Genomic DNA, 9860 nt, shown 5'->3' on the forward strand with positions numbered 1-9860 from the left:
GCGGCTCAGACGATCGCCATGTCCACGAAGCGCGACAGGTGCAGCTGGGCCGCTACAGTGACCGTGTCGGTCGGCCCATTCCTGTGCTTGGCAACAATAAAATCCGCCTCGCCTGCACGCGGCGACTCCTTGTCGTAGTAGTCGTCGCGGTGCAGAAGGATGACAACGTCTGCATCTTGCTCGATCGAGTTGTGCGCGGCGATCCCGTTGGCGATGAAGTTGTGTGTGCCGAGCACCGTGGCGTCGTAAACGTCCTTCTCGCCGACTGACTCGATCGAGACGATCTCGTCCCAGAAGATGTCGTTCGTGGCGTGCAGGTCGAGATCCGCAGCGTCCAGCACCGCGGCCACCTTGGCGAGACGGGACCGGCTGGGTGCACGCTTCCACATCGCGCTGCCGGAGAACTGGGTTCCGACCGCCGCCGCGAACTCCCGGTGGCTCATTTTGCGCTCCGCCAGGACCTCCCGAACCCGTGACCACACCTCCCTGGGAACGGTGTCCACGTTCGGGTTACTGATGACGGATTCGAGAATCACCAGCAGCGCCGCGCAGCTGTTGGCGCGCTCACCGTGCACACCGATTTCCCGAAGGAAGCGGAGCTGGTCGTCTCGGCCGGAGATGTCCAGGGTGTACTGCGGCCGGTGTCGAGCGACCGGTACCTGCCGCAGTCGAGCCGAGATTCCGTAGCGAAGCAGCAGGCGTGAGATGTCCTCCAGCATGCGCCGCGACGTGGAGGAGAAGTAGACCCGTCCGCCTCGGCCGGACTTGTTGACGGTCACGGACCCGTCGGTGGCCCAGAGGTGCCGAAGGAAGAGGGTGATCTGCTCCTTGGGCAGACCGAACACCGCTTGAGGTACGAACTTCTCGTGGGACCGCAGCCCGAACAGCCCCAACCCGTCCAGCCACTCGGCGATCGGATTCCGCCGCCCGCGAGCGAGCCGGAATGGTGCCGGTAGCCGGAGCGTGGTCACTCGGGCAGCCGGGTAGTCGTCTCGCACAGCCGTGATCCCGAAGTGCGTCGCGGCCTCAGTCACGGCCGCCAGGTTGGCCTCGTCACAACTGGCGTAGCGGATCGGCTGCCGGCGGACGAACGAGCCGTCCCCGAGGAGGTGTGCCAGCATGACCACCGCCGACTCGGCCCACGGCTGGATGTTCAGCGGCGGCGGAATGTGCCGAGGCGCGGCGAGCCGCGTTCCAACCGTGAGTTCCTCCAGTGGCACCCACCCGCCGAACGTGAGGAAAGGATGGTTGGCAGTGGCTTCCACCTGTTTCCCGGAGGCGAGGGTCATCCGGAACACCTCCCGCGTCCCACTGGGGAATGCGTGCGTGAGCGTCCGGGGGGTGTAGCGGAGACCTTCATCGAGGGCCCAGACCGGAATGTCCCTGACGTTCCCAGCAAGAAGCGCCCCGAGGGTGATCTCCGAGTTGTCGTCGGCCCTGATAAGTCTCGTATCCGCGGTCAGGCAGCCCGATTCACGCAGGTCGGAAAGCTGGGGTCGCTTGTCGGTGCGCTGCTCGGGGCCACGGTTCAGCTGACTCACCGCGATCACCGGGCACTCGACCTCCTTGGCCAGCAGCTTCAGGCCACGCGACAGGTCCGCGACCTCCTGCTGCCGGCTCTCGGTGCGCTTCGGCGAGGTCATCAGCTGGAGATAGTCGACGACGATCAGCTTCAGGTCGTGCTTCTGCTTGAGCCGCCGCGCCTTCGCCCGGATCTCCATGAGGTTCATGCTCGGCGTGTCGTCGACGAAGAGCGGCGCCTCGCTGATCTCGCCCATGCAGCGGGCCAGCTTGGTCCAGTCGTCGTCGGAGAGCTGCCCGCTGCGCAGGACGTGCAGCGGTACGCGCGCCTCGGCCGAGAGGAGTCGCATGACGATCTCAACCTTGCTCATTTCCAGCGAGAAGATCGCCGACGCTTGATTGGCTCGAATCGCCGCATTTCGGGCAAAGTCCATAGATGCGGTCGATTTGCCCAAGCCAGGCCGGCCGGCCACGATGATGAGCTGGCCGGCGTGCAGGCCGTTGAGCAGGCGGTCGAGGTCGGTGAACCCGGTCGGCACACCGGTCATCACCCCGCCCTGGGCGCCGACCGCCTCGATCTCGTCGAGCGTCGGCTGGAGCATGTCGGCCAGGACGGCGAAGTCCTCGCTGACACGCTTCTCGGTGATCTCGTAGACGGCCTGCTGGGCGAGGTCGACGATGTCGTCGACGTCGCGGCTGCCGCTCGGGCCGGTGCCGTAGCCGAGCTGCACGATCCGGGTGCCGGCCTCGACCAGCCGGCGGAGCACCGCTCGTTCGCCGACGATGCGGGCGTAGTAGGCGGCGTTCGCGGCGGTGGGCACGCTGGCGATCAGCGTGTGCAGGTAGGGGGCGCCGCCGATCCGGGCGAGGTCGCCGGAGTCGGCGAGCGCGGCCGCCACGGTGATCGGGTCGGCGGGTTCGCCGCGACCGTAGATGTCCAGGATCGCGTCGAAGATGGTGGCGTGGACAGGGCGGTAGAAGTCGTTCGTCTTCAGGATCTCCACGACGTCCGCGATGGCGTCCTTGGACAGCAGCATGCCGCCGAGTACGCACTGCTCGGCGGCGACGTCCTGGGGTGGTGTCTTCTCGAACGCAGATTCGCGCGGCGGCTCGGGCGATTGTCCCCCGGTCCGTTCCGCACGCGTCTCGTCGGTGACCGACACGGGTTCCCCCCTCGCTGCGTCGGATCGAGTCCAGCTCTATCGCCGGGGTATGACAACTCTCCGCCGACCCTCCGGTCGATCGGGGGTCATCGCCCGGCGGTCGGGGGACAACGATACGGAACCCGAGGTCAGCCGCTCAACAAGGCCGGTGGATGAGCCTCGGGACAACCTGTGGACGCCTGGGGACAGGCATGTGCGCAGGGTGTGCACAGGGGTGTGGAAAAGTGATGGGGAATTCCGGGCGTATCGCCTCTGACCTGGGCTTTTCCTATCCCCACCCTGTGGACGGAAGATTTCCGGCCAAGCTTTGTCGTCGTTCGTCCCGTACTATCGCTGCGAACGGCGACACCTGGGACAGCGGGTTTACTTTCGGGTTGAGAGAGGTCACGCTCCGGCCGTGAGACACCGGGACTGGGGAAGCGGGGAGGACAGCCCGCGCGAGCGACGGCCGAGCGGTTCCTGGGATGAGCCCGCCGGGCCGCGCCGGGTCGACTCGTACGCGCCGGAGGGCTACCGCACGGCGAGCCGGCGGCGGGCGATCGAGCGTGGCCAGGACGAGCCGGTGGAGACGTACCTTCCGCGGTGGGCGCTGGAGTCCGGGGTGAGCCGGGCGGACGGCGGTGGCCGGCATGCCGCGCCCGACGACGACGAGGTGGAGGCGCCGTCCTCCGGTGCTGGTCGGCGGGCGGAGGCCGGCCGGCGGGATCTGCGCGCGATCGGCGCGGGTCCGTTGTCGGACCACACCGCCGAGTGGACGATGGACGCCCCGCAGGAGCGGGGGTATGTGGGTAACCGGCGGGCGGACGAGGACGACGAGCCGGTGTCGGGTGCGGCGCCCCGGAGTCGTCCGCGCCGGGCGGCGACGCGCCGGCCGCAGGTGATCTGGTCGGGGCTGCCGGAGTCGGCGGGTTCGGGCGAGGAGCCGGCCGGGCCGGACGGTGGACGGCCGGCGGGTCGGCGGCGTCGGTCGGCGTCGGGTTCCTCCTGGCCGCCGCCGGCGGGGTCGGACTCCACCTGGTCGCGTCCGGCGGCCTCGGACGGCGCGTGGTCGCGCTCGGCGACGGATGCCGGGTGGCCGGCGGCGTCGGATGCGGGCCGGTCGGCGCCGACGGCGGAGCCGGAGCCGGCGTGGGGGCGGGCGACGGCGTCCGAGCCGGAGCCGACCTGGTCGCGGGCGACGGCGCCGGAGTCGGCGCGTCCGGCGGCGGATCCGTGGCAGCGTCGCCGGGGCGCCGAGCGGGAGCGGGTGGATCCGCCCGCTGCCGACCCGTGGGACGCGTCGGGGTTGCACGCCTGGGACCGGCCGGTGCCCGCGAGCCGCTGGGAGCGGGCGGAGAGCGGGTGGGACCGTACGGAGCACACGGGTGAGTGGGACCGGTTCACCGACACCGGTTTCCTGGAGCCGGTGCGGGACACGGACGACCGGTATGCGGGGGCGGATCCGTGGGATCGTTCGGCGCCGCCGGTGCGGGAGGGCTGGGCGTCGCCGGCGCGGGCCGAGGCGTTCTGGTCGGGTACCCGGCTCTCCGGTGACGATCCGCGGTGGATGGAGACCCCGTCGACGGCTCCGCGTTCGCCGGCGGTGGCGTACTCGGCGCCGCGTCCGCGTACCGTGCCTCGCCGTCGCCCGGTGGAGCCGGCGGCGTCGACGTTGCGGCGGCGGGTGGAGACGATCGGTGGCGGTTCGTGGGGTCGTCGGCTGGAGGACGACCTGCTGGACCCGGATCCGGGTGGTCCGTTGCGGCCGCTGGTCTACACGGCGGCCTGTTATCTGGTGCCGGCGGTGCTGCTCGTGATCGGTCTGCTGTTCCTCAGTGGTCAGCCGCCGGCGGGGTGCGTCACGGACATCACCGGTGGGGGTTGTGACTCGCCGCGTGCGCACGCCCTGGAGTCGTTGGTGTCGGCGGCGCCGCGGTTCGGGTTGGCGATGGTGAGCAGTCTGGTGGTGGCGGTGCTGCTGCGGCAGGTCGGTACGACGTGGCGGTCGGCGACTGTGGCGCTGGCGGCCGCTGTGGTGGGTGGTGGCTTGTCCACGGTGGTGATCAGCGCGGTGACCGGCAATCCGCTCGGTTGAGCGGCCTCGGCGGAGCGAATCCGGCCGGCGGCGGGGATGCGGAAAGGCCCGCACCGGCAGCCGGTGCGGGCCTTTCGCGTCGTGCTTCGGGTGTCAGCCCTTGACCACGTTCAGGTCGAACTTGGCGGTCACCTCGGGGTGCAGCCGGATGCTGACCGGGTAGGAGCCGAGCGCCTTGATGTGGCCGGGCAGCTCCAGCCGGCGGCGGTCCAGGGTCGGGCCGCCGGCCGCCTTGACGGCGTCGACGATCTCGGCCGGGGTGACCGAGCCGAAGAGCCGCCCGCCGTCGCCGGCGCGGGCCTTCAGGTTGACCTTGAGACCCTCGACCTGGGTCTTGACCTCGGTGGCGTGGCCGAGGTCGCGGATCTCACGGGCCGAGCGGGCCCGCTTGATGACCGTGACCTGCTTCTCCGCGCCCTTGGTCCAGGCGATCGCGAAGCCCTGCGGCAGCAGGTAGTTACGGCCGTAGCCGTCCTTGACCTCGACGATGTCGCCCGGAGAGCCGAGGCCGGACACCTCCTGAGTCAGGATGATCTTCATGTCCGTGCCTCCTCTCAGCGGGTCGTGGCCGTGTACGGCAGGAGCGCCATCTCGCGGGCGTTCTTGACCGCACGGGCGATCTGCCGCTGCTGCTGCGAGGTGACGCCGGTCACCCGCCGAGCGCGGATCTTGCCGCGGTCGGAGATGAACTTGCGCAGCAGCGCGGTGTCCTTGTAATCGATGTAGGTGATCCCGTCCTTGTCGAGCGGGTTCACCTTCTTCTTCGGCTTGCGAAGGGCCGCAGCCTTAGCCATTGCTCGTGCTCCTGGTTTGCGATCGCGGGCGCTCGGCGCCATTAGAACGGAGGCTCCTCGTCGAAGTTGCCGCCCGAACCACCGCGGGAGGGGGCGGGGGCAGCAGAGGCCCAGGGGTCGTCGAAGTTGCCTCCGCCGCCGCCCTGGCCGCCACCACCACCGAAGCCGCCGCCACCGCCACCGGAGCGGGACATCTTCTGCACCTTCGCCGTGGCGTAGCGCAGCGACGGGCCGATCTCGTCGACCTCCAGCTCGATGACGGTGCGCTTCTCACCCTCACGGGTCTCGTACGACCGCTGGCGCAGCCGGCCGGACACGATCACGCGAGCGCCGCGCTGCAGCGACTCGGCGACGTTCTCGGCGGCCTGGCGCCAGACCGTGCACGAGAGGAACAGCGGCTCGCCGTCCTTCCACTCGCCGGAGGCCTTGTCCATGAAACGGGGCGTCGAAGCGACCCGGAACTTGGCGACCGCCGCGCCGGAGGGGGTGAATCGCAACTCGGGGTCATCGGTCAGGTTGCCGATGACCGTGATGGTGGTGTCTCCTGCCATGACCATCTCCTCGCGCACTCATCTCTGTGCCGTACAGGCTCTCAGAGCCGTACGACAGCGTGGATGAGGCTTGTGATCCGGACGTGCCGGGTCTAGATGCTCAGCGCATCTCCGGGCGGATGACCTTGGTGCGCAGTACCGACTCGTTGAGTCGGAGCTGACGGTCCAGCTCGCCAACGGCCTCCGGCGTCGCCTGGAGGTCGATGACGGCGTAGATGCCCTCGGCCTTCTTGTTGATCTCGTACGCGAGGCGCCGGCGGCCCCACACGTCGGTCTTCTCCACCGAGCCACCCGCGGTCCGGATCACGTTCAGGTACGTGTCGAGCGACGGGGCGACGGTGCGCTCCTCGAGGCTGGGGTCGAGGATCACCATGACTTCGTAATGACGCAAGACGTGCTCACCTCCTGTGGGCTAAGCGGCCACGGTCCTTCCGTGGCAGGAGGTCGTGCGTCGTTGCCCGCGCCGATACCGGGGGAACCCGGCCGGACACACGGACAACCGGACCAGGATAGCCGGTCCGGACGATCATGGCCGGGCCGGTGGTCCCGGTGCCGGGTGCGGCGACAGGGGTCCACCCCCGGCGAACCGGCGGGTGGACCCCTGTCCACGGGACCGCGGGGCGTCCCGTCCGCATTCCTTGGGTGGGACCTGGGGAGGAACGACCACACCGATGAGGTTGGATCGAAGACGCCCCGCGGAGCTTTATCGTGTTGTCACCTGGTCTGACCATACAATGGCTCTCGTCACCACTTGGGGTAAATGGAGGAATTGGTCCGACTGCCGGTTCCCGTGCCGGGATGACGAGCGGATCCCGCCCCGTCGTGCCGGGCCGCACGGCGGGGCGTCCCGTTGCCGGGGGTCCACCCTCGCCCGTCCGTGCTGTGGACCACGTGCGGGCGGAGCGTCGACCATCGATCCCACCTCGGACAACGACCGCCGGGCCGGGTGGTGACGCGTCCGACCCGCCGGGCACCTCCCGCGAGCGCGCCGACCGTCGCAGGCGCGACGTAGGCTGCCCTGCATGCGAATCGGAGCCCACGTCGACCCGACCGACCCGCTGGCCGAGGCGGCCGCCCGGCAGGCCGAGGCGGTCCAGTTCTTCCTGGCCGACCCGCAGGGCTGGAAGGCCCCGAAGCCGCGCGAGGACGCCGACCGCCTGCGCTCCGCCGACGTCGACCTCTACGTGCACGCGCCGTACGTGATCAACGTGGCCACGCTCAACAACCGGATCCGCATCCCCAGCCGCAAACTGCTGCTCGCCCACGCCACCGCTGCGGCGGACGTCGGGGCCAAGGGCCTGATCGTGCACGGCGGCCACGTCAACGCGGGCCACGACGTCGCCGTCGGCTTCGACAACTGGCGCAAGACCTTCGCGTACGCGGCGGACTCGGGCGGCTTCCCGCTGCCGGTGCTGATCGAGAACACCGCCGGCGGTGACAACGCCTGCGCCCGGCACCTCGACTCGCTGGCCCGGCTCTGGGACGCGCTCGGCGACCACGAGGTCGGTTTCTGCCTGGACACCTGCCACGCGTACGCGGGCGGCGAGGAACTGCTGGGCCTGGTCGACCGGGTGAAGGCGATCACCGGCCGGATCGACCTGATCCACGCGAACAACTCCAAGGGCGCGTTCAACTCCGGTCAGGACCGGCACGACAACCTCACCGGCGGCACCATCGACCCGGAACTGCTGGTGGCGCTGATCCGCGCGGCCGGCGCGCCGGTGATCGTGGAGACCCCCGGCGGCGTCGAGGGCCAGACCGCCGACATCGCGTTCCTGCGCGGGCAGTTGGGCGCGGCGGCGTGACGACCGAGCAGTCCGGCAAGGCAGGCGGCGGCGCCGAGGCGGCGGACGCCGGGCCCGGCGACGGCACCGCGGACGAGGCCACCGGCGGGGAGAAGACCGAGGCCCGGGACCAGGGCGCCGCCGACACGGGCGACGCCGAGGACGGCAAGGACGGCGACGCCGCCGCCGGAGATGCCGCCGCCGAGAAGGCCGAGAGCGGCGACAAGGGCACCACGGGTACGGCCGGCGACAAGCCCGCCGATCCCTGGTCCGCGTTCGGACCCGCGCCGGAGCCGGTGCTCGGCCGGCCCCGCCGGACGATCCGCGCGGTCGGCCGGTTCCTGGTGCACGAGTGGACTCTGGCCGCCGTCGCCGCGCTGGCGCTGGCCGCGGCGATGACCTGGCCCACGTTGCGCTATCCGCGGCACACGCTGCCGCAGGACTACTGGGATCCGAGCCTGCAGGCGTGGCAGATGGCGTGGTCCGGGCACATCCTGCGCACCGACCCGGCGATGCTGTGGCACGCGAACACGTTCTATCCGGAGAACTGGAGCTTCGCGTTCTCCGACACGCTCCTCGGGTACGCCCCGGCCGGCCTGATCGGCGTCGGCCCGGAGCACGCCGTGCTGCGCTACAACATCATGTTCGTGCTGGCGCACGCGCTCGCCGCGTTCGGGGCGTACGTGCTGGCCCGGCAGCTCGGCGCGGGCCGCATCGGCGGCGCGGTGGCCGGGGCGAGCTTCGCCTACGCGCCGTGGCTGCTGGCCCAGGCGGGGCACCTGCACATCCTCTCCAACGGCGGCATCCCGCTGGCGCTGGCCATGCTGGCCCGGGGGCACGGCTGGTCCCTGCGCTACGGCTACCGGCCTCGTCGCCGGCACGCGGGCTGGGCGTTCGCCGGGTGGCTGGTGGCCGCGTGGCAGCTCAGCCTGGGGTTCGGCATCGGGCTGCCGTTCGCGTACATGCTGGCCGGGACCGTTCTGGTGGCGGTGGTGCTGTGGTTCGTGCGGCGGCGCCGGGTGAAGCGTCCGTTCGGGCGGCGGCTGTTCCTGGCCGACGTGTTCGGCGGGCTGGTCTTCGCCGCGGTGGGCGCGGCGCTGGCGGTGCCGTACTTCAAGGTCGCCGAGCTGCACCCGAACGCGGAGCGGACGCTCGGTGACATCGCGCTCTACTCGCCGCCGGCGAGCGGGTTCTTCACCGCGCCGGCCGAGTCGCGGGTCTGGGGCGGGCTGCACGAGGGCGCCCGGGCCGTGCTGCCCTGGCATCCGGAGATGACGCTGCTGCCGGGTTTCGTGCTCTACGCGCTCGCCGCCGGTGGCCTGTTCTTCTCGGTCTGGCGGGTCCGGCACCGGATCTTCCTGCTGGCCGGGGTGCTCGTGACGATGGCGCTGGCGATGGGCACCCGGTTCTTCGGCGGCCGGTTCACCTACGTGCCGTTGTTCGACTACCTGCCGGGCTGGAGCGGGCTGCGCACGCCGGGCCGGATGATGCTCTGGGCCACGCTGCTGCTGGGCCTGCTCGCGGCAGGCGCGGTCACCGCGTTCTGCATGCGGGTACGCGAACTGGCCGCCGAGCGGGTGCCGCCGTGGCCGGGTCCGTGGCTGCGGCTGGCCACGCTGCTGCCGTTGGCGCTGGTGATCGTGGAAGGGCTGAACGCGACGCCGCAGCCGGTGGTGCCGCGGCAGCCGGCGGCGATGCGAACGGTGGACGGCCCGATGCTGGTGCTACCGAGCAGCCAGAACCTGGATCAGCCGGTGATGCTCTGGTCCACCGACCGGTTCCAGCCGATGGTCAACGGCGGCAGCGGTTTCACGCCGCGCTCGCAGGCCCAGATCCGCGAGGCGACCGTCAGCTTCCCGGACTACGCGAGCGTCGACTACCTGCGGCAGATCGGCGTGAAGAACGTGGTCGTGCTGCGCGACGAGCTGGCGGGCACCCCGTGGGAGGGGATGCTCGACCGGCCGGTCGACACG

At 70.8% G+C, this 9860-nt stretch carries 8 protein-coding genes; 3 read left to right on the forward strand and 5 right to left on the reverse strand.

Going from position 1 to position 9860, the window contains the following annotated elements; translation table 11 throughout:
* Positions 1-5 precede the first annotated feature (5 nt).
* On the reverse strand, positions 6-2684 hold the full coding sequence (locus ACPCK6_RS04595) for a replicative DNA helicase (RefSeq protein WP_423480413.1): 2679 nt from the start codon (positions 2682-2684) through the stop codon (positions 6-8).
* Between the two features lie 397 nt (positions 2685-3081).
* Here ACPCK6_RS04595 and ACPCK6_RS04600 point away from each other — a divergent pair, with 397 nt between their 5' ends.
* Positions 3082-4758 carry a hypothetical protein gene (locus tag ACPCK6_RS04600; RefSeq protein ID WP_423480414.1) on the forward strand — a complete coding sequence of 559 codons (1677 nt, stop codon included), beginning with the start codon at positions 3082-3084 and terminating at the stop codon, positions 4756-4758.
* A 93-nt stretch (positions 4759-4851) separates the two neighbouring features.
* Here ACPCK6_RS04600 and rplI read toward each other — a convergent pair whose 3' ends face one another.
* The 4 genes from rplI to rpsF form a co-directional block, all read right to left on the reverse strand.
* On the reverse strand, positions 4852-5298 hold the full coding sequence (rplI, locus tag ACPCK6_RS04605) for a 50S ribosomal protein L9 (RefSeq protein WP_135242573.1): 447 nt from the start codon (positions 5296-5298) through the stop codon (positions 4852-4854).
* A 14-nt stretch (positions 5299-5312) separates the two neighbouring features.
* Positions 5313-5552 carry a 30S ribosomal protein S18 gene (gene rpsR / locus ACPCK6_RS04610; protein WP_013289355.1) on the reverse strand — a complete coding sequence of 80 codons (240 nt, stop codon included), beginning with the start codon at positions 5550-5552 and terminating at the stop codon, positions 5313-5315.
* Between the two features lie 41 nt (positions 5553-5593).
* Positions 5594-6121 carry a single-stranded DNA-binding protein gene (locus ACPCK6_RS04615; protein WP_018788497.1) on the reverse strand — a complete coding sequence of 176 codons (528 nt, stop codon included), beginning with the start codon at positions 6119-6121 and terminating at the stop codon, positions 5594-5596.
* 82 nt (positions 6122-6203) lie between these two features.
* On the reverse strand, positions 6204-6494 hold the full coding sequence (rpsF, locus tag ACPCK6_RS04620; protein WP_013289357.1) for a 30S ribosomal protein S6: 291 nt from the start codon (positions 6492-6494) through the stop codon (positions 6204-6206).
* Between the two features lie 631 nt (positions 6495-7125).
* Between rpsF and ACPCK6_RS04625 the strand changes: the two genes are divergently transcribed.
* Positions 7126-7908 (forward strand): deoxyribonuclease IV, encoded by a 783-nt coding sequence (locus ACPCK6_RS04625; protein ID WP_396881819.1) that lies wholly within the window; start codon positions 7126-7128, stop codon positions 7906-7908.
* On the forward strand, positions 7905-9860 hold a 1956-nt coding region (locus ACPCK6_RS04630), incomplete at its 3' end, for a hypothetical protein (protein ID WP_423480415.1). The genes ACPCK6_RS04625 and ACPCK6_RS04630, both read left to right, overlap by 4 nt.

It is taken from the genome of Micromonospora sp. AB353, assembly GCF_049538395.1.
Taxonomy (GTDB): Bacteria; Actinomycetota; Actinomycetes; order Mycobacteriales; family Micromonosporaceae; genus Micromonospora; species Micromonospora aurantiaca.